Origin of the sequence: Klebsiella michiganensis, assembly GCA_000963575.1 — a bacterium.
GTDB classification, from domain to species: Bacteria; Pseudomonadota; Gammaproteobacteria; order Enterobacterales; family Enterobacteriaceae; genus Cedecea; species Cedecea michiganensis_A.
The window spans coordinates 2,610,690-2,633,284 of sequence record CP011077.1; the positions used below are offsets into that span (position 1 = coordinate 2,610,690).

A 22,595-nucleotide genomic window follows, 5' to 3' on the forward strand; every position below is an offset into this window, starting at 1 on the left:
AAAGCGTCACACTCTACCTGATAAAATATGTTACGCAACTTTATTAGCATGCAATACCCGATCCCGCCAGCACGGTTAACTTTTTTAAGGCCACAGTGTTTACAGGGAAAATTTGCCCTTTGGCGCAAAGCGGACGTAAACTAGCGCCAGTTTTTTAAGGAGAACATCATGCAAGAGACGACTCAGCCTATTGACCGCGAATCCCTCCTCGCAGAGGCGAACAAAATCATTCGTGAACATGAGGATTTCCTGCACGGGATGGAAGCCACCGGCGTGGAACAGAAAAACGGCGTGCTGGTCTTTAGTGGGGAATACTTCCTGGACGAACAAGGTTTGCCGACCGCGAAGAGCACGGCGGTGTTCAATATGTTTAAACACCTGGCTCACGTCTTGTCGGAAAAATATTCTCTGCGGGACTAAACGAAAAGCGAGGCTAAACAGCCTCGCTTTAGTTGCTTTAAACCAGCGGTTTTTCGCCACGCTGCCACCAGCGCAACAGCAGGCGGTCAAGGCTGTTTGCCGCGCTACCGGTAAAGCGATCCATCACTTTTTTACGCTGCAGATAACGCACGTTAATCGCGTCAAAGTCTTTCATCATCCCCAGCAGCAGGTCGTCGCTGGTTGCCACGTCATCCACCAGCCCTTTTTCCTTCGCCTGAGTGCCGTACCAGTGTTCGCCTGTCGCCACCGCTTCAATATCAAGGGCCGGCCGCATACTGCTGACAAACTGCTTGAACAGATGGTGCGTTTCGTTCAGGTCTTCCCTGAACTTCTCACGCCCCTGCTCGGTATTTTCGCCCAGCAGGGTCAGCGTACGTTTGTACTGCCCGGCGGTATGCAGCTCAACGTCAATGTCATTGCGCTTAAGCAGGCGATGGAAGTTCGGGATTTGGGCGACAACGCCAATCGAGCCAATAATCGAGAATGGTGCAGCCACAATGCGTTGGCCAACACAGGCCATCATATACCCGCCGCTAGCGGCCACTTTATCTACCGCAATGGTTAACGGTACTTCTTTTTCCCGTAAGCGCTGGAGCTGCGATGCGGCCAGCCCGTAGCCATGCACCACGCCGCCGGGACTTTCCAGGCGCAGCAGAACTTCATCCTTTGGCTTAACCACGGACAACACGGCGGTAATTTCTTCACGCAGGGAGCTCACTTCGTGGGCATCCATACTGCCTTTAAAATCGAGCACATACAGCGTCGGCTTGCCCGAGCTCGCTTTCTCCCCGCGTTTGGCTCGCGCTTTGGCCTGCTTAGCCTCCAGCTTAAGTTTTTTCTTTTCTTCTTTAAGCCACAGCTTCTGCTGATGCGGGTCAAGCATAGCGACCTGCATCTCCTGCTGCACATCCTGATACTGCTCGCTCAGATTCGTCAGCCTGAGCTCACCGCGCCCCTGTTTCTTGCGTTGCGCAACGTTTACCAGAATGAGGGCAACGGCACCAATTGCCACCACGATGGTTACCGCTTTAGCTAAAAAAAGTCCATAGTCAGCAATTAGATCCACATTTACCGCCTTTATCACTAAGCATTGTTAATGTCTGTCAGTGTACCCGAGCAGGCACACGTTCGTCTGTAAGTAACTATAAAGGCTGCAAGAGCGCTTCCTTAAAAGAATTGGTGCCGGGAAATTTTTGCAAAATGTTAATCCTCAGCATTGTCTCCGGCTGACTGATTGAAATACGCCCGTCTTTAAGGCATAAAGCCGGGTAACCCAATGAGAAATAAGACGTGAGCAGATTGCATCACGCGAGGAACAAAGCCATGCATTATCAGCCGCAAGATAATTTATTGAAAAATCGCATTATTTTAGTGACCGGCGCCAGCGATGGCATCGGCCGTGTCGCCGCCCTTACCTACGCGCGCTTTGGCGCCTCGGTGATTTTGCTGGGCCGCAATGAGCAAAAGCTCCGCGCCGTTGCCGGCGAAATTCAGTCTCACGGTTTGTTGCCCGCGCACTGGTTCACGCTCGATCTGGCTACCGCCACCTCGGCAGAGTGCCATGCGCTGGCAAACAAGCTCGCCACGTTGGTTCCTCGCCTGGATGGCGTGCTGCATAATGCCGGTATTCTTGGCGATGTCGTGCCTATGGATAAGCAGGATCCGGATACCTGGCAGGCCGTTATGCAGGTCAACGTCAATGCGACTTTTTTCCTGACTCAGGCGCTGCTTCCTTTATTACTCAAATCCGAATCCGGCTCTCTGGTGTTCACCACCTCAAGCGTTGGTCGCCAGGGGCGTGCCGGCTGGGGCGCTTACGCCGCATCAAAGTTTGCCACTGAAGGCATGATGCAGGTCCTGGCAGAGGAATATAAGCCGCACAACCTACGCGTAAACTGTATTAACCCTGGCGGTACGCGCACGGCGATGCGCGCCAGCGCCTTCCCTACCGAAGATCCGGCCAAGCTGAAAACGCCGCGGGATTTGATGCCGCTTTATCTCTGGCTGATGGGCGACGACAGCCGCCGTAAAACCGGCATGAGTTTTGATGCCCAGCCCAACCGTAAACCCGGGATTTCAGAATGAGCGAGGAGCGTTATCAGCAGCGGCAGCAGCGCCAGAAAGAAAAGGTTGATGCCCGGATTGCAGAAGCCCAGCAGGAACGCGGGATTTTGATCGTCTTCACCGGTAACGGCAAAGGCAAGACAACCGCCGCATTCGGCACCGCCACCCGGGCCGTAGGCCACGGCAAAAAAGTCGGCGTGATTCAATTCATCAAAGGCCAGTGGCCGAATGGCGAACGTAATCTGCTGGAGCCACTCGGGGTTGAATTTCAGGTGATGGCGACAGGTTTTACCTGGGAGACGCAGAACCGGGAGACGGATACCGCCGCCTGCCTTGCGGTGTGGGAGCACGGCAAGCGGATGCTGGCGGATGCCACACTGGATATGGTTATCCTCGACGAGCTCACCTATATGGTGGCCTATGATTATCTGCCATTAGATGCAGTATTAAACGCGCTCACCAACCGCCCTGCGAACCAGACGGTGATTATCACCGGACGCGGGTGCCATCGCGAGATTCTGGATGCCGCCGATACGGTCAGCGAACTCCGTCCGGTGAAGCATGCATTTGACGCCGGAGTAAAGGCGCAAATCGGCATTGATTACTGAAATTCCAGGCGCTTAAGCAGCTCCGCATTTAGCGGCAGGCAGAGGCAATCTTCCCCCAGCGCCAGCTTGCTGTCGGTGGCTGCCAGGCGGGAAACAAAGCGTTTTCGGTATTCCGTTGGCGTCAGACCGCAATACTTATTAAACGCGGCAATCAGGTATTTATGCTCCTGAAAACCGCAGGCGTGACTAATGGTGGTGATAGGTGACCGCGTATCTCTGAGCAGCATGCGGGCTTTATTTAGCCTTACCAGGGTCAGGTATTCTTTAAAGTTATGGCGGCTCACTTTCTTAAACTGCCGCGAAAACCATGAGTAACTGACCCCGATGTAGCTGGCGACCTCGGTGAGACTGAGCGGCCGATCGAATCGCTGATTAATAAACTCAATCCCTTTTTTGATCATCGCCACTTCACGCTCCGTACTGTCGACCCGGCCCCCCGGCTTACCTGCGGTGACAAGCGCATCCAGCAGCAAATAAATTGCGGCAATACGCTGGAAGGGTGCGCGGTCGTCTATCAGGTGTTCAAGCAGCGTTTTCAGCCGTTGATGCACCAGCCTGTCCGCACTGTCCGTCACGCCGCCCGGACGACACCAGTCAATGTCTGGCGCCGGGTGTAATTCGTCGAACAGGCCGGAGGAAAACTGCACCGTGACCAGCGTGCTGCCCTCTTCCTCCGCACACAGCGAGTGAACGTCCTGGGCATTAATATAGAGCATTCCACCCCGCGTCAGTTCAATCGACTGCATACCTACGGACAGGGTAAACCGCCCCGTAAGGACGGTCACAAGTTCAGGCGCCGGGTGCCAGTGAGGCTCGCAGTAACGCACCTCTGCGGCAAAAACATTCAGCTTATCGGCATCGAAAGCAATCAGCTCATAGCCGCTCGCGTTCAGTTGCCGTCCCTCTGTAATTGCCTTCCCGGCATGAATGGCTGAAAAAGAAAACACGGCGCCCCCTGTGGCTATTAATTATTGCTCCCCGGCGAGCACGGCGTTCAACTCGTCTCGCTCAATGTCCAGCCCAAGAAATTCGGTAAGGGCGATTAATAATCCGCAAAAGAGATCCGGCGCAATCCGGGTCAGCTTCTCCCGCACAATCTCAGGCGGCACACCGCTTTTCCCGGCAACCAACGCTACCACGCGAGCGAAGACTTCCGGCTGCTGAATCAACTGCTGCAGCGAGTTATCATCGCGGAGCGTCATGTATTGCTCCTCGCAGTCAACATCAAACCCGGCGCTGAGCGGTAAATCGCGTGACGACCCGCCAACATAAACCTGCCAGCGGCCGGGAGTTATGAGCCATTTTGCCAGGCCCGGATGGTAGCAACTCAGCTCGGCAATCGGCAGCTGGAGGCTAACCCGCCGCGTTTCTCCGGGTTCCAGCGAGATTTTACTAAAGGCCTTCAGCGCCTGTTCCTCGCGAATCAGTTCCCCTTTTGGCGCGCGGACGTATAGCTGCACAATTTCTTTACCGGCGTACTTGCCGCAGTTTGTCACATCCACGCTGACCGTTAAGGTCTCATTATCACCTAATCGTTCTGCAGAAAGCTTAATCCTGTGATACGCAAAACGCGTGTAGCTCAGGCCGAAGCCGAAAGGAAACAGCGGCGTCAGACGGCGTTTGTCATAATAGCGATAGCCGACAAATAATCCCTCACTATAATGGTGTTGCAGATTTTCTCCCGGGTAATGCAGCCAGGCTGGCGTCTCTTCTACCGTGTTTGGAACGGTGACCGTGAGCTTGCCGCAGGGATTACGCTTGCCAAACAAAATTTCCGCCACCGCGCCCCCCATTCCCTGTCCGGCAAAAAAGGTCTCCAACAATGCTTTGCATTCGCTCAGCCACGGCATCACCACCGCATCGCTATTGGCCAGTACGACCACGACATTAGGCTGAACCGCCGCAACCTCCCGAATCAGCTGCTCATGAACCGCCAGAATATTGAGATCCTGACGGTCGCCGTTTTCACCATCTTCGCCGACGGCGGTACTGACAAAGATGACCGCGACATCGGCGTTTTGTGCGACGGTTATCGCCTCCTGAAGCGCCTGAGCATCAGCGTGTATATCGTCCGGCGTACCTTCGGCCCAGGAAACCGTAAACGCCTCTCCCGCCAAAGCGAAAATCTCATCGAGGGGACGGTCGAGGAAATAAGGCACCGTAGTGGCACAGCCGGACCCCTGAATAACAGGCTGCTGCGCGGGTTTACCCAACACCGCTATACGAGGCGTTTTATCGGGCCGGAGCGGAAGCAGACAGTCTTCGTTTTTCAATAATACAATCGACTCTGCCGCCAGCTGCTGCGACAGGACGTGGTGCGCCGGGAAATCTGCAACGGTATCTCTGCGGCGATGGCGTTCTACTTTATCAATGAGTTCGAGCATTCTCAGACAGGCGCTATCAATCACACTGAGCGGCACTTCACCGGCCTCGATAGCCGCCAGCAATGTTTTCTTATCTCGTACCGTTTCCGGCATGGCTAAATCATTGCCTGCCATCAGCGAGGCCGGGCGGTCTTTAATTCCGTACCAGTCCGACATCACCAGGCCGCTATAGCCCCACTCATCGCGAAGGACTTGAGTGAGCAAGAAAGGATCCTGGGAGGTTTGAACCCCATTCAGCCGATTGTAGGAGGACATCACGGTCCACGGATTCGATTTGGCAATCGCCCGCTGGAACCCTGCGAGATAAATCTCACGCAGAGCGCGCTCGTCTATTACCGAGTCCATTTCGGTACGGCGAAACTCTGAATTATTGGCGGCGAAATGTTTGAGGCTGGCCCCGACACCTTCTGCCTGTAGACCATTAATCAGGGCTGCGGCGATATCGCCGCTGACAACCGGATCCTCCGAGTAATACTCATATCCCCGCCCCGCGAGGGGAGTACGCCGAATATTAATACCCGGCCCCAACAAAATCCCCACACCCATTTGCTGACACTCAAGTCCTAACGCCTGCCCCATTTTTTGCACCAGCTCAATATCCCAGCTGCAGGCCAGGCTTGAGCCGTTAGGGAAGCAGGTAGCCGGCAAAGAAGTGCTGAATAAACCCTCACTCCCGCCTTTCTGTTCCCCCTCTACCGCTCCTGCCCGGTCGGCCGTTTGGGTGATCACGGAGATAAAATCATCCATGCTCCACTTCTCCTGGCCATCGATTTGAGCGCTGCTGTAGCGTACGCCATAGGTGCCATCCGTCATGACGATGTCAGGGATACCGTGCTGCGGCAGAGCGGCTGTTCGCCACAGACCGCTGCCGCTCAATAAGGTCACTTTTTCATTGGTCGTCATTGCCGCAAGCATGGCGTGAAAGTCAGCATTCATTTTGCTAATCTCCAGAAATTAAAGCGTTTCCTGCTTGCGCAGACTAAGTTTATGAACGATATCGCGGTATTTATTTTCATCGAGAGAATAACAGGCGACAAATATCGCGCTGAGTGCAAACATCGCCCCCGGAAATAACGTCATCATAATATTAATACCGTTGATAGCCCTGGCACTTATATTCCCGGCATCATAGTGGTAATAATCGAGCATCCAGCCAGCACAACCGCCGCCGATGGCCATCGCAATTTTCGTGATAAAATTATAGAAGCCGTATATAGCACCTTCGGTACGAACCCCGTGATGCCATTCCGCATATTCAACCGTGTCGGCTATCATCGACCACATGGCAACAAAGCCGACACCCAGCGTAATACTGTAGAGGCAGACGCCGGTCATAATTAACCAAATATTGTCTCCGGCAACAAAATATTGCATGAGCACACCCAACACCCCCAGCAGCAATGCTGCCAGTGTCATTTTCTTTTTCCCCATTAAGACGATCAGCTTTTCGCACAATACCGTGCCCGCAATATAAGCCGCCGACTGAATAATGAAGAAAGTCGCGGTAAACCCTTCGTTACCAATAATGTATTTTATGAAATAGATAGCAATCGCCATCCACACCGTATAGGCAATGTAGAAAAAAACGGTGAACAGTGACAGGTGGATGAGCGGTGTATTCCCGGTGACGGCCCTGAGCATTTCGCGCAGCCCTGGTGAACGTGTGTTCTCTTCGGTGACCCTCTCCTTCGTCATGCCAAAACACATCATAAACATAAAGGTGGCCAGCAGCGCAAAGCATGACACGGCAAAGACATAGCCAGACTGCTTATCGGTAAACGGCGATATAATCCAGTCCGCGGTGGTTGAAACAATCAGGTAACCCAGGATAGCCAACACAAACCGATAAACCGACAGGGAGGCTCGCGAGGCTTCATGCTGCGTGATGCGGTTCGTTAACGCCGAATAAGGGGTATTTACCGCCGTATATGCGAGGCAGTAAAGCGTGTAAGAAAGCAAGGCATAATAAAATTTAGCGTCGCCGCCAAAGGGGAAAAAACACAGTACGGTCAGAAAACCTAAGGGAATCGCGCCATAGCATATCCAGGGCCTTAGCTTCCCGTAGCGGCTGTGCGTTTTATCAATGGCAAACCCAATGATCACATTAAAAATGGCATCAATGATTCGTGCCACAACAAATATCACACTGGCCTGTGCGGCGCTAATGCCATATATATTGGTATAAAAGAAAAGTAAGAATAGCGATACAAAACCAAATGATAAATTAGAGGCAAAATCGCCAAACCCATAACCTATTTTTTCTTTTACGCCGATCGCCACATAACTTGCCGATAGCTTCTTAACTGAATTCATCTCAACCCCCGGACTTGCACAAAGTTCAGCCAGTATAAGGAGGATGAAAACCCATTACTTTGCGTTATTTGTCGAGCTATTTCCTGTTTTTTGTCTTTATGCGGAAGTGTGAGACTTGTCTCAAACGGGAATATCAGGGGAGACATTCCCGGCGAGAACTCACCGGGAATGAAGGGATTAACCGTTGCTGCGGCTGCCGGAACGACGGTTGCCGCCGGTGGTCTGAGTATGACGCTTAACGGCACGGCGAATCTGGTTCGCCTTCATGCGGCGGCGATCTTTTTCCACCGCCACTTTGCTGCTGGTTTCTTCCGGCAGCTCAACCAGGGTACGCAGATAGTTGGTCTGCGCCAGGTCAAGTTCGGTATAGCCTCCGCGCGGCAGGCCTTTCGGCAATTTAATGTCGCCGTAGCGCACGCGAATCAGGCGGCTCACCTGTACCCCGACCGCTTCCCACAGGCGACGAACCTCACGGTTACGGCCTTCGGTCAGGGTCACGTTGTACCACTGGTTAATGCCTTCGCCGCCGGTGAACTTGATAGTTTTGAAGGCCGCCGGGCCATCTTCAAGCTGCACACCACGGGACAATTGTCTCACCTTGTCGTCATCCACCTGGCCAAACACGCGCACGGAGTATTCACGCTCCACTTCACGACTTGGGTGCATCAGGCGGTTAGCCAGTTCACCGTCGGTGGTGAACAGCAGTAAACCACAGGTGTTAACGTCCAGACGCCCAACGGCAATCCAGCGCGCACCGCGCAGTTTTGGCAGGCGATCAAAGACTGTTGGGCGCCCTTCCGGGTCACTGCGAGTACACAGCTCACCTTCCGGCTTGTAATAGGCCAGCACGCGACAGATTTGTTCCGCAGATTCACGAATCGAGATCAAGTGACCATCGATGCGAATTTTAAGCGACTGATTTACTTCGACACGATCGCCCAGCGTGGCGATTTTGCCATCAACGCTTACGCGACCAGCAGAGATAATGGTTTCAATCTCACGACGGGAACCATGGCCAGCGCGAGCCAGCACTTTTTGTAACTTTTCGCTCATTGAGCTTCCTCGGGTGTCGCCTTCACAGGCGTCTCAGATACTTTGAAATCAAAAGGCATGGGCCTGATGAAGTATAAATACGGATTCGGACCGCTGCACAGCCGTTGTCAAATAACGCGGGCAGCTTCGTGGCCGCACATAGTACACGAATTTTAGCTCAAATGGAGTTAAAACCCATCGACTGGATTTTCCTGATATTAATGACTCAGGCTGTCTTGCAGCGAGGCACGGTCAGCGGATGAACAGACATCATTTATTGCCACCTCTCTTTGTGCCCGGGCTGCCTCACCGCCTGCAAGAAAGACGGGGAGCCCACTGCTGAGCCAGCGCTGGTACATAGCCTGCTGCCCCTCATCGAGGGCTTTATCTGCCCAAATCATGATGTGTTCGGCGTTAATGCAGCTGAGATCCGGGAACGGAATTTCACGATCCAGCACCTCCACGCAGAAGCCGTCACTGGCAAAACGTATGCCCTCCAGCCACAGCTCAACGGGATCTTTCAGCGAGAGCGCCAGAATAAACAGGCTGCCGCCGGGGCGCTTACGCCCGCTGGCCAGCACGAACGTGGCATATTCAATCAGTGCCGTATCCAGCATGGCACGGCTCATGACCATTTCCTGCTGCACATCGGCATTGAGCCACAGCCTGAGCGGGCGGATAACTTCATCAATAAAAATTGCCGGAGGAACTTCGCGGCCGTAGCGCCAGATAAGCCCCCGCAGCTTCGTGGGCTGCATTGCTTCGCATTGCGCCAGCAGGGCTTCCTGAACCTCAAGCCAGCCGGGAGGGTTACTGCTTTCCTCCCCGTTCAGCAGCGCCAGCATATCCGGTAACGCGGCGCCCTTTTCCAGCCAGCCGACAATCGCGGCGACGCGGGCGCAGTGAGTAAAATTGAAGAAACGGTGCCCGTTCTCATCCACCTGCGGTTTAATTAAACCGTAACGCTGCCAGCTGCGAATATTGGCCGGCGTCACGCCGCATTGAGAAGCCAGTACATCAATGTTAAATCGGGCCATAGCGATTTCCTTACAGGAAAGGTTTAACGTCCCCGACACCCTCACGCATTACCACCGGAGCGTCTTCCGTCAGATCGATAACCGTAGTGGGTTGCTGCCCGAGATAACCGCCGTGAATAACCAGATCCACCACTTTTTCGAGGCGGTCTTTGATCTCTTCGGGATCGGACTCGGTAAATTCGTTGCCGGGCAGCATCAGCGAGGTCGACAGCATCGGCTCATTCAGCACTTCCAGCAGCGCCAGCGCAATCGGGTTCGACGGCACGCGCAGCCCGATGGTTTTCCGTTTTTCCTGCAGCAGGCGACGGGGAACTTCTTTGGTGCCTTTCAGGATAAAAGTGTAATTCCCCGGCGTATTGTTTTTAATCAGGCGGAACGCCACGTTGTCGACGAATGCGTAGGTCGACAGCTCCGACAGGTCCCGGCACATCAGGGTAAAGTTGTGGCCATCTGGAAGCTGGCGGATGCGGCAAATGCGCTCCATGGCGCCCTTGTCTTCAATTTTGCAGCCCAGCGCATAGCCGGAATCTGTCGGGTAAACAATCACCCCGCCTTTACGAATAATGTCCACCGCCTGGTTAATCAGGCGCGGCTGCGGGTTATCCGGGTGGATATAAAAAAACTGACTCATACTGCCCTCTCTTTAGCGATGTGGCTCTGCTCCCAGTGCAGCCAGACGGGCTCAACGCCCGCCGGTAGCCACAGCTTACGGCCCAGCTCAATCCACGCGCAGGGCAGATGAAAATCTGAGCCCTGCGACGCCAGCAGATTAAACTGCTTAGCGTAGCTCGCAAGCTGGGTACGTTCGTTAGGAGCCTGCTGGCACTGCGCAACTTCCATGGCATCGCCACCGTGTTCGGCAAACTGCGCCAGCAGTCGTTTTAGCCATTTTGCGGTCAGGCCGTAGCGCCCTGGATGTGCCAGCACCGCCTGCCCGCCAGAATGATGAATCACATCAATAGCTTGTTCTATTGTACACCACTGAGGCGGAACGTATCCGGTTTTCCCTTTCGCCAGGTACTTTTTGAAGACGTCCCCCATATTGCTGGCTTTGCCCTGCTCAACCAGAAAACGAGCAAAATGCCCGCGGGTAATAGCCCCACTGCCGGCATGGCGCATCGCCCCTTCTAGCGCCCCGGGAATGCGAGCCTTATCCAGACGTTCGGCAATCATTACCGCACGTTGACTGCGGCGTTCACTTTGTTGTTCAAGGAAAAGCTTCAGCGCCGGGTGCTGCTCATCAATGCCCAGGCCGACAATATGGATTTCATGGTTTTCCCAGACGGTGGAAATTTCAACGCCGCTGATTAACTGTAGCGGTAAATTCAGGCGCTGGATTTCAGCCCTTGCGGCAGGCAGACCCGCAACGGTGTCATGGTCGGTAATAGCCAGTACCGTGACGCGCATATCTACCGCGCGATTAACCAAAGCTTCAGGAGACAACAGGCCATCCGAGGCGGTAGTGTGGCTGTGCAGGTCGTGGATCGTGGCCAGGGTGGGCTCGCTCAAAATGGCTCCAGAATGGATAAACAGAAATTTAGCGGCCCATGATAGCGATATTCGGCTATTTTAAAAAATCAGTATTGACAATATAGCCGCGAACCAGTTTACTAGTACGCAAGTTCACATAACGAGGTATCTGAAATGAAAGCGATGAATTCCCTGCACGGTTGGTGGCGTACTCCCTGAACTCGGGCGGTGCGATCGCGTACGCTGTTTAACAGCGCAGATACCAGGCCCGCCAACGATGCGGGCTTTTTTTTGAACAAAATTTGAGAACTAAAATGCAAACACAAAAACCGGCACTTGAACTCCTGAGCAGCGAAGCTGCCTACCGTGAAAACCCAACGGCCCTTTTCCACCAGCTGTGCGGCGCGCGCCCTGCGACCCTGCTGCTTGAGTCCGCTGACATCGACAGTAAAGACGACTTAAAAAGCTTGCTGCTGGTGGATAGCGCGATGCGCATCACGGCATTAGGTGACACCGTCACCTTGCAGGCGTTGTCTGCTAACGGCGCGTCCCTGCTGCCGCTTCTGGATGCCGCCCTGCCTGCTGGCGTGGAAAACCAACACTTCCCCGATGGCCGCACCCTGCGCTTCCCGACGGTCAGCACGTTATTAGATGAAGATGCTCGCCTGTGCTCGCTGTCGGTCTTTGACGCATTTCGCATCATGCAGGAACTGGTGAACGTCCCTGCCGAAGGACGTAATGCGATGTTCTTCGGTGGCCTGTTTGCCTACGACCTGGTGGCCGGCTTTGAAGATTTGCCGCAGCTGAAACAGGACAACCGCTGCCCCGATTATTGCTTCTATCTGGCCGAAACCTTATTGACCATCGATCACCAGAAAAAGCAAACCCGCGTTCAGGCGAGCCTCTTTACGCCGTCAGACAGCGAAAAACAGCGTCTGCTGAAACGCACCGAACAACTGCGCCAGCAAATCAGCGAAGAGCCTGCGGCGCTGCCGGTGCAGAAAGTTGAGCACATGAGCTGTGAAGTGAACCAGAGCGATGAAGAGTTCGGGGCGGTTGTGCGCCAGATGCAAAAAGCCATTCGCATCGGCGAAATTTTCCAGGTTGTACCGTCCCGCCGCTTCTCGCTGCCTTGCCCGTCACCGCTGGCGGCTTATCAGACGCTGAAGAAGAGCAACCCAAGCCCGTACATGTTCTTTATGCAGGACAACGATTTCACGCTGTTCGGGGCTTCCCCGGAAAGTTCCCTGAAATACGATGCAACGAACCGCCAGATTGAGATCTACCCGATTGCCGGCACGCGCCCTCGTGGTCGCCGTGCCGACGGGTCGCTGGATCGCGATCTGGACAGCCGCATCGAACTGGAAATGCGCACCGACCATAAAGAACTGTCTGAACACCTGATGCTGGTTGACCTGGCGCGGAACGATCTCGCCCGTATCTGTACGCCGGGCAGCCGCTACGTGGCTGATTTAACCAAAGTCGACCGTTACTCCTTTGTGATGCACCTGGTATCCCGCGTTGTTGGCGAACTGCGCCATGACCTGGACGTGCTGCACGCCTACCGCGCCTGTATGAATATGGGCACCCTGAGCGGCGCACCGAAAGTACGTGCGATGCAGTTGATTGCCGGGGCCGAAGGCGTCCGGCGCGGCAGCTACGGCGGTGCGGTGGGCTACTTCACCGCCCACGGCGACCTCGATACCTGCATCGTCATCCGCTCGGCCTACGTTGAAGACGGCATTGCCACCGTCCAGGCTGGCGCTGGCGTTGTGCTTGATTCAGACCCGCAGTCCGAAGCCGACGAAACCCGCAACAAAGCCCGCGCTGTTTTGCGCGCCATTGCTACCGCGCATCACGCCCAGGAGATTTTCTAATGGCTGACATTCTGCTGCTCGATAATATCGACTCATTCACCTATAACCTGGCGGATCAGCTCCGCGCAAACGGCCACAACGTGGTGATTTACCGTAACCACGTTCCGGCGCAAACCCTGATCGAACGCCTGGCCACCATGGACAACCCGGTTCTGATGCTGTCTCCGGGGCCGGGCGCACCTAGCGAAGCGGGCTGTATGCCGGAGTTACTGACGCGGATGCGCGGTAAACTGCCGATTATCGGCATTTGCCTCGGCCACCAGGCCATTGTGGAAGCTTACGGCGGCTACGTCGGCCAGGCGGGCGAAATCCTGCACGGTAAAGCCTCCTCAATTTCCCACGACGGCGAAGCGATGTTTGCCGGGCTGCCAAACCCGCTGCCGGTGGCGCGCTATCACTCCCTGGTGGGCAGTAACATTCCTGCCGGGCTGACCATCAATGCGCATTTCGACGGCATGGTGATGGCCGTTCGCCACGAGGCTGACCGGGTTGTGGGCTTCCAGTTCCACCCGGAATCCATCCTCACCAGCCACGGCGCTCGCCTGCTGGAGCAGACCCTGGACTGGGCGCTGCAGAAGCTGAAGCAGGCCAATACGCTGCAGCCGATCCTCGACAAGCTTTATCAGGCGCAAACCCTGAGCCGCGAAGAGAGTCATCAGCTGTTTTCCGCCATCGTTCGCGGGGAGCTGAAGCCTGAACAGCTGGCGGCCGCGCTGGTGAGCATGAAGGTACGCGGTGAACACCCGAACGAAATCGCCGGGGCCGCATCCGCCCTGCTTGAGCACGCGGCGCCGTTCCCAAGCCCAAGCTACGAGTTCGCCGATATCGTCGGCACCGGCGGTGACGGCAGCAACAGCATTAACATCTCTACCGCCAGCGCCTTTGTTGCCGCGGCGGTCGGGCTAAAGGTCGCCAAGCACGGCAACCGTAGCGTTTCCAGCCGTTCGGGTTCCTCCGATCTGCTGGCGGCGTTTGGCATCAACCTGGAAATGAACGCCGACGCTTCCCGTAAAGCGCTGGACGAGCTGGGCGTCTGCTTCCTGTTTGCGCCTAAGTACCACACCGGATTCCGTCACGCGATGCCGGTTCGCCAGCAGTTGAAAACGCGCACCCTGTTCAACGTTTTGGGGCCGCTGATTAACCCGGCTCATCCGCCGCTGGCGCTGATCGGCGTTTACAGCCCGGAACTGGTGCTGCCGATTGCAGAAACCCTGCGCGTCCTCGGTTACAAGCGTGCGGCGGTAGTTCACAGCGGCGGCATGGATGAAGTATCTCTTCACGCGCCAACGCTGGTTGCCGAACTGAACCACGGCGAAATCAAAAGCTATCAGCTGACCGCCGCCGATTTTGACCTGCCTGCCTACCACCAGGAAGCGCTGGCGGGCGGTACGCCGGAAGAAAACCGTGACATTCTGACCCGCCTGCTACAAGGTAAAGGTGAGACCGCGCACGAGTCTGCCGTTGCGGCAAACGTGGCCATGCTGATGCGACTGCACGGCCATGAGGACCTGAAAGCTAACGCACAGAAAGTGCTGGATGTATTACGCAGCGGGGCAGCATACGACCGCGTGACCGCGCTCGCGGGGAGAGGATAAGGCAATGCAGGAGACCGTATTAAACCGCATCGTGGCTGACAAAGCGCTGTGGGTTGAAGCCCGCAAACAGCAACAGCCGCTGGCGAGCTTCCAGAATGAGATAGTGCCAGCCACGCGGAACTTCTATCACGCGCTGCAGGGTGCCCGCACCGTCTTCATTCTTGAGTGCAAAAAAGCGTCCCCGTCTAAAGGGGTTATCCGCGATGATTTCGATCCGGCACGTATTGCCGGTGTTTATAAGCATTATGCTTCTGCTGTGTCGGTGCTGACCGACGAGAAGTACTTCCAGGGCAGCTTCGATTTTCTGCCAATCGTTAGCGGGATTGTCAGCCAGCCGGTGCTGTGCAAAGACTTTATTATCGACGCCTACCAGATTCATCTGGCGCGTTTTTACCAGGCGGATGCCTGCCTGCTGATGCTCTCTGTGCTGGACGATGAACAGTATCGCCAGTTGGCCGCCGTGGCCCACAGCCTGAACATGGGCGTGCTGACCGAGGTGAGTAACGAAGAAGAGCTGGAGCGTGCCATCGAGCTCGGCGCCAAAGTGGTCGGCATCAACAACCGCGATCTGCGCGACCTGTCTATCGATCTGGACCGCACTCGTCAGTTAGCGCCGCGCCTGACCCACGGCGTGACGGTTATCAGCGAATCGGGCATTAATAATTACGCCCAGGTTCGCGAGCTTAGCCACTACGCCAACGGGTTCCTGATTGGCTCTGCGCTGATGAGTGAGGATGACCTGAACGCTGCGGTACGCCGCGTGCTGCTCGGGGAGAACAAAGTTTGCGGCCTGACGCGGGGGGAAGATGCTCGCGCGGCTCAGGAAGCCGGTGCCATTTATGGTGGACTGATTTTCGTGCCGACTTCACCGCGTTTTGTCACCGATGATAAAGCTGCCGCAGTCATTGCCGCCGCCCCGCTTCGCTACGTTGGCGTGTTCAGAAATACGCCGGTAACAGAAGTTGTGGCAAAAGTAGAGACGTTCTCACTGAGCGCAGTTCAGCTTCACGGCGCTGAGACCCAGGCATACATTACCGAGCTGCGAGCGCTGCTGCCGGAGAACACGCAAATCTGGAAAGCGTTGAGCGTGGCTGACTCGCTGCCGGAGCGTAATCTGCAGCACGTCGATAAATACGTGCTCGATAACGGCCAGGGCGGCACCGGGCAAAGTTTTGACTGGCGACTGTTAGCCGGACAAAAGCTGGAAAACGTGATTCTGGCGGGCGGCCTCGGAGCGGATAACTGCGTGGAAGCGGCCAAAGCCGGCTGCGCGGGACTGGATTTCAACTCTGGCGTGGAAAGCACGCCGGGAATAAAAGATGCTAACAAGCTGGCTGCGGTCTTTCAGACTCTGCGGGCTTACTAAGGAAGAGATACCATGACTTTACTGAACCCTTATTTTGGTGAATTTGGCGGCATGTACGTGCCGCAGATCCTGATGCCGGCTTTACGCCAGCTCGAAGAGGCGTTTGTGGCAGCGCAAAGCGATGCTGAGTTTCAGGCGGAGTTTACCGATCTGCTGAAAAACTACGCGGGTCGCCCAACGGCCCTGACCAAATGCAAAAATCTGACCGCAGGCACCAACACCACGCTGTACCTCAAGCGTGAAGATCTGCTCCACGGTGGCGCGCACAAAACTAACCAGGTACTGGGCCAGGCGCTGCTCGCCAAGCGTATGGGCAAAACTGAGATCATCGCCGAAACCGGCGCGGGTCAGCACGGCGTAGCCTCTGCCCTCGCCAGCGCCCTGCTCGGCCTGAAATGCCGCATTTATATGGGTGCCAAAGACGTTGAGCGCCAGTCGCCAAACGTCTTCCGTATGCGCCTGATGGGGGCCGAAGTCATTCCGGTGCATAGCGGCTCATCCACCCTGAAAGATGCCTGTAACGAGGCGCTGCGCGACTGGTCTGCAAGCTATGAAACCGCGCACTACATGCTCGGCACCGCCGCGGGTCCACACCCGTTCCCGACCATTGTGCGTGAATTCCAGCGCATGATCGGCGAAGAAACCAAAGCGCAGATTCTGGAGAAAGAAGGTCGCCTGCCTGATGCGGTGATCGCCTGCGTGGGTGGCGGCTCCAACGCCATCGGCATGTTTGCCGACTTTATCGACGAAACCAGCGTGGGCCTGATTGGCGTTGAGCCCGCCGGGCACGGCATCGAAACAGGTGAGCATGGCGCACCGTTGAAACACGGCCGCGTGGGCATCTACTTCGGCATGAAGTCCCCGATGATGCAAACCGACGAAGGGCAAATTGAAGAGTCTTACTCTATTTCTGCCGGGCTGGACTTCCCGTCCGTAGGGCCACAGCACGCCTACCTGAACAGCACCGGCCGCGCCGATTACGTCTCCATTACCGATGACGAAGCGCTGGATGCCTTTAAGGCGCTGTGCCGCAGCGAAGGGATTATTCCTGCCCTGGAGTCCTCCCACGCCCTCGCCCATGCCTTAAAAATGATGCGCGAGAACCCTGAAAAAGAGCAGCTGTTGGTAGTGAACCTCTCTGGCCGCGGCGACAAAGACATCTTCACCGTCCACGATATTCTGAAAGCACGAGGGGAAATGTAATGGAACGTTATCATCATCTGTTTGAACAGCTGCAGGCCCGCAAGGAAGGCGCATTCGTTCCCTTTGTGACGCTGGGCGACCCGAACCCTGAGCTTTCGCTGAAAATTATCGATGCGCTGGTTGAAGGCGGCGCGGATGCGCTCGAGTTGGGTATTCCGTTCTCCGATCCGCTGGCGGACGGGCCAACCATTCAGGGTGCGGCGCTGCGGGCTTTTGCCTCAGACGTGACGCCAACCCAGTGCTTTGAAATGCTGGCGACGATCCGCCAAAAGTACCCGGAGATCCCGATTGGCCTGCTGATGTATGCCAACCTGGTGTTTAACCGCGGCATCGACGAGTTTTATGCCCTGTGCGCCAAGGTGGGCGTGGACTCCGTACTGGTGGCAGACGTACCGGTGGAAGAGTCCGCTGAATTCCGCCACGCCGCAATGCGCCACAACGTCGCGCCTATTTTCATCTGCCCGCCAAATGCCGACGAAACGCTGCTGCGCGAAATTTCGGCCCATGGCCGGGGTTACACCTACCTGCTGTCCCGGGCTGGTGTCACCGGCACTGAAACACGCGCTCAGCTTCCGCTGCACCATTTGATTGAGAAACTGGGTGAATACCAGGCCGCGCCGCCTCTGCAAGGCTTCGGCATCTCCGAACCGTCTCAGGTACGCGATGCAATTGCCGCCGGTGCGGCTGGCGCAATATCAGGTTCCGCGGTGGTTAAAATCATCGAAAAGAACCTGGCGCAGCCTGAGGTGATGCTCAGCGAGCTGAAACAGTTCGTGCAGAACATGAAAGCCGCCACGCGCGGTTGATCGGTAAAAGGCCGGGGAAACCCGGCCTCATTCTTTTCCCCTTCGTTTCATCAACATTCCGCTATATCTCTTCGCGTATCCCTGGGCCCTTTTGCCATTTCCCGCCTTTGCAAATCACAAAAATGTGAATTTTTGATGAAGATTTATGGAGTAATTTACCTCTACTCTCTCACCGCTTCGGAAATGCAATTCGCGCTCAGACGCGGGGCAACTGAAGTCACTCCCACAACTCAGAACCTAAGATGGTAGAAAAGATGAAGAAAACAAGCGTATTACTCGCTGGACTGCTCTCCTTCACTGGTGGCCTCTTGCCAGATGTTCAGGCGTCACAAACACCAAATCACATCAGCTGGGAATCGCGCTGGCAGCACTTACCTGAGACACCTGCGCCTGTCGCCGGCATAAAATCGGGCTATGCCGAGGTCAATGGCATTAAGCTCTATTACGGAATCCTTGGCCATGGCTCACCGGTTATTTTTGTTCACGGCGGCCTCGCTAACTCTGACTATTGGGGGAAACAAATCCCCGTATTAGCAAGGAACCACCAGGTTATTATCGTCGACAGCCGGGGACACGGACGCAGTACCCGCAACAGTCAGGAATACGGCTACGATTTAATGACCGATGACATCGTTGCGCTGATGGATCATTTAAAGTTGAAAAAAGCGGATATCGTCGGCTGGAGCGACGGCGGGATCATCGGCATTGACATGGCAATACGCCATCCGGACCGCGTCAACAAAGTCTTCTCCTTCGCGCCTAACACCAAAACCAGCGGTGTAAAGCCTGGCGTTGAGAACGATCCTGTCTTCGGGGCTTATATCAAACGGGCGGGAGATGAATATAAAAAATTGTCTAAAACACCAACAGAGTATGACGCTTTCGTCGAGCAGATAAGCCACATGTGGGCCTCACAGCCAAACTGGAGTGATGCTGACCTGCAGAAAATTAACACGCCGGTCCTGATAGTTGACGGAGACCATGACGAAGCGATTGCCCGTGAGCACCTTGAATATATTGCCAAAACCATTCCGGGGGCTGGTCTGCTCATTCTGCCAAACAGCAGCCACTTTGCCTTTATTCAGGCGCCTAAAGAGTTTAATGATGCCATTGTTAACTTCCTTGATAACTGACGTTCTTTAAGTCACGCAAGAAAACTGGCCGTAAAGGCCAGTTTTCCCTTCATATTAGAAGCGGTAACCTGCGGAGAACATAAACACCCACGGATCGATACGCGTCTTAATACTCTGCTGGTCTTCCCCGGATTTAAATTTCACCGTGGTGTCGATGTCCATATACCAGACGGACATGTTCAGCAGCCAGTCGTCGTTAACCAGATAGTCCAGCCCGACCTGACCCGCCGCGCCCCAGGAATCTTTCACTTTCAGATCGCTCAGGCCCGCGCTTTTGCCGGTGTCATTGAAACTTGCGTCAAAGAAGGTGGTGTAGTTCACCCCGACGCCAACATATGGCCGCACTTTGCTGCCCGCATCGCCAAAGTACCACTGCGCCATCAGCGTGGGCGGTAATTGATGCACGGTTGCCAGGTCACCGGTTGGCCCAAGCCCTACTTTGTGACGGAACGGCGTGGCCGCCAGCAGCTCAATCCCGATGTTATCGGTGACCATGTAGTCGAAGGTCAGCCCCAGTTGCGTATTGTTATCAACTTTAAAGCCACCCATTTTGAGCACGTCATCCGAACCCGCGGTGGGTCGAACCGTCGCGGTACCCGCGCGCATAAAGAATTCACCCGCCTGATGCGCCGACGCCGCACCGGACAGACACCCCATCGCCAGTAATGCCAGAGTGAGTTTTTTCATAGCCCTTCCCTTGTTATGGTTTTTAACTGCGGGCTGAATATACTCAGAAAGAAGTACAAAGTGATCTAACACCGATCACACTTTGCCCTCTAATTTAACATTCAATGATCTGGATTAATTTTTGGTGGCGCTGTGAAAAACAACAAACCGAAACCAGATCAAATTTGTGAATAATCACATCCTGAAAATTCTTCCCCATCCGCCGCTTGCAAAAGGCCCTGTCCCGGCTAATTTGGATGTTCTTCTCAACCGTTGGAATGTGAAATCAGAAGTGGCAGGTGCAAGATGAGCGATAACCCTTGTATGACTTGTGGTGCCTGTTGTGCTTACTTTCGTGTCTCTTTCTACTGGGCTGAAGCCGACGACGCCGGCGGCCTGGTTCCTTCGCACTTAACCGAACCGGTTACCCCTTTTCTGCGCTGCATGAGCGGCACAAACCAGCGTAATAGCCGCTGCGTTGCGCTGGAGGGTGAGCCTGGCCAGCGGGTCAGCTGTAGCATTTATGAGAATCGCCCTTCCCCGTGTAGGGAGTTTGCTATGTCCGGGGAAGACGGCATCACCAACGATGCCTGCAGCCGGGCGCGCGCCCACTATGGCCTGGTGCCACTGCACGGAACTGACGCTATTCAACCGCTTATAGAAAGTGTTTGTGGTGCCACGGCAGGCTCATCCAGGGTACAATTACCCCCAGATTGATAACCGCTAGCAACATCAAGGAGAGTGCATGTCTATCACGGCAGGTTCCGTATACCGTGACACGGGGAATTTTTTGCGTAATCAGTTTGTTACTATATTGCTGATTGCGTTACTTTGCGCCTTAATTTCTGTGATTATTGGCCGTGCGTTCTCGCCCAGCGAAGAACAAATGGCGATTCTGAGTGAGGGAGATAACCTGGCGGGCAGCGTCGGGCTGTTTGATTTAGTGCAGAATATGTCGCTGGAACAACAGCAAGTGTTACTGAAAGCGTCTGCGGCTTCCACGTTTTCGGGCCTGATTGGCAACGCCATTCTGGCGGCTAGCATGATGGTGCTGATGCAAATCGTTTCTGCAGGTCAGCGCGTTAGCGCCCTGCGGGCGATTGGTGCCTCCGCGCCGGTGCTGCCAAAAATGTTCATTCTGATCTTCCTGACCACATTGTTGGTGCAAATCGGCATCATGCTTGTGGTTGTGCCTGGCGTGCTGCTGGCTATCCTGCTGTCGCTTGCCCCGGTGATGCTGGTGCAGGATAAAATCGGGATTTTCCGCTCTATGCGCAGCAGCCTGCGCCTGGTGTGGGCGAACATGCGCCTTGTCGCCCCTGCGGTCGTCGCCTGGCTGGCGGCCAAAACGGCGTTACTACTGCTGGCCTCAAGCTTTGCCGCGCTATCGCCGGAAGCAGGAGCCGTGATTGCGAATACCATAAGCAACCTGATTTCTGCCGTGCTGCTTATCTACTTATTCCGCCTGTACATGTTGATACGTCAATAACCTTCCCCGACTCCTGACCGCGCGTTATAGTCAGGAGTCACCTCTTTACGGAACAGATTATGAAGCAGTTTCTCGACTTCCTGCCCCTGATTGTCTTCTTTGCCTTCTACAAGATGTACGACATTTTTGTCGGCACCTGGGCGCTGATCATCGCCACCGCCCTCGCGCTGGTTTACAGCTGGGTTAAATACCGCAAGCTGGAAAAAACCACGCTGGTGACCTTCGTGATGGTTGCCGTGTTTGGCGGGCTGACGATTTACTTCCACAATGCCGAATTCATTAAGTGGAAAGTCACGCTGATTTACGGCCTGTTCGCCGCGGCGCTGCTGGTGATGCAGTTCGGCATGAACAAGCTGCTGATTCAAAGCATGCTGGGTAAAGAAATCACCTTGCCAACCGAAGTGTGGTTCCGCCTGAATATCGCCTGGGCGCTGTTCTTTATCGCCTGTGGTTTATTGAATATTTACGTGGCGTTCTGGCTACCGGAAAGCATCTGGATTAACTTTAAAGTCTTCGGGCTGACCGCCATCACGCTGGTCTTTACCCTGCTGAGCGGCGTCTACATCTACCGTCATATGCCAAAGGAAGAGCAGTAATGCCGAACGAATTACCGCAAGGTGAATTAGTGCTGCGCACCCTGGCTATGCCAGCGGACACCAACGCCAACGGCGATATTTTTGGCGGCTGGCTGATGTCGCAGATGGACATGGGCGGCGCCATTCAGGCCAAAGAAATCGCCCATGGCCGCGTCGTGACCGTGCGCGTGGACGGCATGACCTTCCTGAAGCCGGTGGCGGTAGGCGACGTGGTGTGCTGCTACGCCCGCTGCGTTAAGCGCGGGACAACGTCCATCACCATCAATGTGGAAGTCTGGGTGAAAAAGGTCTCTTCCGAGCCTATCGGCCAGCGCTACAAAGCCACCGAGGCGATATTTATCTATGTCGCCGTGGACAAAGAAGGCAAGCCTCGCGCGATACCTCAGATAGATTAATGCTTAAGAGAAGCCCGGCAATGCCGGGTTTTTTATTCCCTATTATTCCTCAGTCAGGCATCATCACTCGAGGTTGAACTTAGGAACGATTCTTGTTCTGAAGAACTGCAAACATTCCAC

The 22,595-nt window shown here is 55.1% G+C and carries 22 protein-coding genes; 13 read left to right on the forward strand and 9 right to left on the reverse strand.

Annotated elements, in window-relative coordinates; genetic code table 11:
• The first annotated feature begins 168 nt into the window (after positions 1-168).
• Complete coding sequence (locus VW41_12185; protein ID AJZ89739.1) at positions 169-420, forward strand: hypothetical protein; 252 nt, start codon at positions 169-171, stop codon at positions 418-420.
• 37 nt (positions 421-457) lie between these two features.
• Here the strand turns inward: VW41_12185 and VW41_12190 are convergent, their stop codons facing one another.
• A complete protein-coding gene (locus tag VW41_12190; GenBank protein ID AJZ89740.1) occupies positions 458-1,507 on the reverse strand; it encodes a peptidase in 1,050 nt (349 codons plus the stop codon).
• Between the two features lie 257 nt (positions 1,508-1,764).
• Here VW41_12190 and VW41_12195 point away from each other — a divergent pair, with 257 nt between their 5' ends.
• Together VW41_12195 and VW41_12200 are read left to right on the forward strand one after the other, a co-directional pair.
• Entirely contained in the window at positions 1,765-2,526 is a 762-nt protein-coding gene (locus VW41_12195) for a 3-oxoacyl-ACP reductase (protein ID AJZ89741.1), read from the forward strand.
• Positions 2,523-3,113 (forward strand): cob(I)alamin adenolsyltransferase/cobinamide ATP-dependent adenolsyltransferase, encoded by a 591-nt coding sequence (locus VW41_12200; GenBank protein ID AJZ89742.1) that lies wholly within the window; start codon positions 2,523-2,525, stop codon positions 3,111-3,113. The genes VW41_12195 and VW41_12200 overlap by 4 nt, the downstream gene beginning before the upstream one ends.
• Here the strand turns inward: VW41_12200 and VW41_12205 are convergent.
• From VW41_12205 to VW41_12235, 7 genes are all read right to left on the reverse strand, one after another.
• Positions 3,107-4,060, reverse strand: coding sequence for an AraC family transcriptional regulator (locus VW41_12205; protein ID AJZ89743.1), 954 nt, complete (start codon positions 4,058-4,060; stop codon positions 3,107-3,109). The two genes, VW41_12200 and VW41_12205, sit on opposite strands and share 7 nt — an antisense overlap.
• Positions 4,061-4,081: 21 nt before the next feature.
• On the reverse strand, positions 4,082-6,433 hold the full coding sequence (locus VW41_12210) for a beta-glucosidase (GenBank protein AJZ89744.1): 2,352 nt from the start codon (positions 6,431-6,433) through the stop codon (positions 4,082-4,084).
• Between the two features lie 18 nt (positions 6,434-6,451).
• On the reverse strand, positions 6,452-7,810 hold the full coding sequence (locus tag VW41_12215) for a sugar transporter (GenBank protein AJZ89745.1): 1,359 nt from the start codon (positions 7,808-7,810) through the stop codon (positions 6,452-6,454).
• A gap of 177 nt (positions 7,811-7,987) precedes the next feature.
• Positions 7,988-8,863: a 23S rRNA pseudouridylate synthase gene (locus VW41_12220; GenBank protein AJZ89746.1), complete on the reverse strand. Its 876-nt coding sequence runs from the start codon at positions 8,861-8,863 to the stop codon at positions 7,988-7,990.
• Positions 8,864-9,060: 197 nt separating this feature from the next.
• Positions 9,061-9,879: a transcriptional regulator gene (locus VW41_12225; protein AJZ89747.1), complete on the reverse strand. Its 819-nt coding sequence runs from the start codon at positions 9,877-9,879 to the stop codon at positions 9,061-9,063.
• Positions 9,880-9,889: 10 nt separating this feature from the next.
• Positions 9,890-10,510: a hypothetical protein gene (locus VW41_12230; GenBank protein AJZ89748.1), complete on the reverse strand. Its 621-nt coding sequence runs from the start codon at positions 10,508-10,510 to the stop codon at positions 9,890-9,892.
• A complete protein-coding gene (locus VW41_12235; protein AJZ89749.1) occupies positions 10,507-11,388 on the reverse strand; it encodes an S-adenosylmethionine tRNA ribosyltransferase in 882 nt (293 codons plus the stop codon). Before VW41_12235 ends, VW41_12230 begins: the two co-directional genes overlap by 4 nt.
• A gap of 275 nt (positions 11,389-11,663) precedes the next feature.
• On the opposite strand from VW41_12235, the gene VW41_12240 reads away from it, so the two are divergent.
• The 6 genes from VW41_12240 (at position 11,664) to VW41_12265 (ending at position 19,329) form a co-directional block, all read left to right on the forward strand.
• Positions 11,664-13,226, forward strand: a complete 1,563-nt coding sequence (locus VW41_12240; GenBank protein AJZ89750.1) for an anthranilate synthase component I — start codon at positions 11,664-11,666, stop codon at positions 13,224-13,226.
• The gene (locus tag VW41_12245; protein ID AJZ89751.1) at positions 13,226-14,821 is read left to right on the forward strand and encodes a glutamine amidotransferase; all 1,596 of its coding nucleotides are present in this window, start codon (positions 13,226-13,228) and stop codon (positions 14,819-14,821) included. Before VW41_12240 ends, VW41_12245 begins: the two co-directional genes overlap by 1 nt.
• A gap of 4 nt (positions 14,822-14,825) precedes the next feature.
• On the forward strand, positions 14,826-16,187 hold the full coding sequence (locus VW41_12250; GenBank protein AJZ89752.1) for an indole-3-glycerol phosphate synthase: 1,362 nt from the start codon (positions 14,826-14,828) through the stop codon (positions 16,185-16,187).
• 12 nt (positions 16,188-16,199) lie between these two features.
• On the forward strand, positions 16,200-17,390 hold the full coding sequence (locus VW41_12255) for a tryptophan synthase subunit beta (protein ID AJZ89753.1): 1,191 nt from the start codon (positions 16,200-16,202) through the stop codon (positions 17,388-17,390).
• Positions 17,390-18,196 (forward strand): tryptophan synthase subunit alpha, encoded by an 807-nt coding sequence (locus VW41_12260; GenBank protein ID AJZ89754.1) that lies wholly within the window; start codon positions 17,390-17,392, stop codon positions 18,194-18,196. The genes VW41_12255 and VW41_12260 overlap by 1 nt, the downstream gene beginning before the upstream one ends.
• 308 nt (positions 18,197-18,504) lie before the next feature.
• Complete coding sequence (locus VW41_12265) at positions 18,505-19,329, forward strand: alpha/beta hydrolase (protein AJZ91949.1); 825 nt, start codon at positions 18,505-18,507, stop codon at positions 19,327-19,329.
• Between the two features lie 54 nt (positions 19,330-19,383).
• Here the strand turns inward: VW41_12265 and VW41_12270 are convergent, their stop codons facing one another.
• Positions 19,384-20,016 (reverse strand): membrane protein, encoded by a 633-nt coding sequence (locus VW41_12270; protein AJZ89755.1) that lies wholly within the window; start codon positions 20,014-20,016, stop codon positions 19,384-19,386.
• Positions 20,017-20,301: 285 nt separating this feature from the next.
• Here VW41_12270 and VW41_12275 point away from each other — a divergent pair, with 285 nt between their 5' ends.
• From VW41_12275 to VW41_12290, 4 genes are read left to right on the forward strand one after another with little or no spacing between them, the layout of a single operon-like run.
• Positions 20,302-20,712 carry a ferredoxin gene (locus tag VW41_12275; protein ID AJZ89756.1) on the forward strand — a complete coding sequence of 137 codons (411 nt, stop codon included), beginning with the start codon at positions 20,302-20,304 and terminating at the stop codon, positions 20,710-20,712.
• Positions 20,713-20,740: 28 nt separating this feature from the next.
• The gene (locus VW41_12280) at positions 20,741-21,484 is read left to right on the forward strand and encodes a hypothetical protein (protein AJZ89757.1); all 744 of its coding nucleotides are present in this window, start codon (positions 20,741-20,743) and stop codon (positions 21,482-21,484) included.
• Positions 21,485-21,543: 59 nt separating this feature from the next.
• On the forward strand, positions 21,544-22,080 hold the full coding sequence (locus tag VW41_12285; protein AJZ89758.1) for an intracellular septation protein A: 537 nt from the start codon (positions 21,544-21,546) through the stop codon (positions 22,078-22,080).
• On the forward strand, positions 22,080-22,475 hold the full coding sequence (locus VW41_12290; GenBank protein AJZ89759.1) for an acyl-CoA esterase: 396 nt from the start codon (positions 22,080-22,082) through the stop codon (positions 22,473-22,475). Before VW41_12285 ends, VW41_12290 begins: the two co-directional genes overlap by 1 nt.
• The last annotated feature ends 120 nt before the right edge of the window (positions 22,476-22,595 follow it).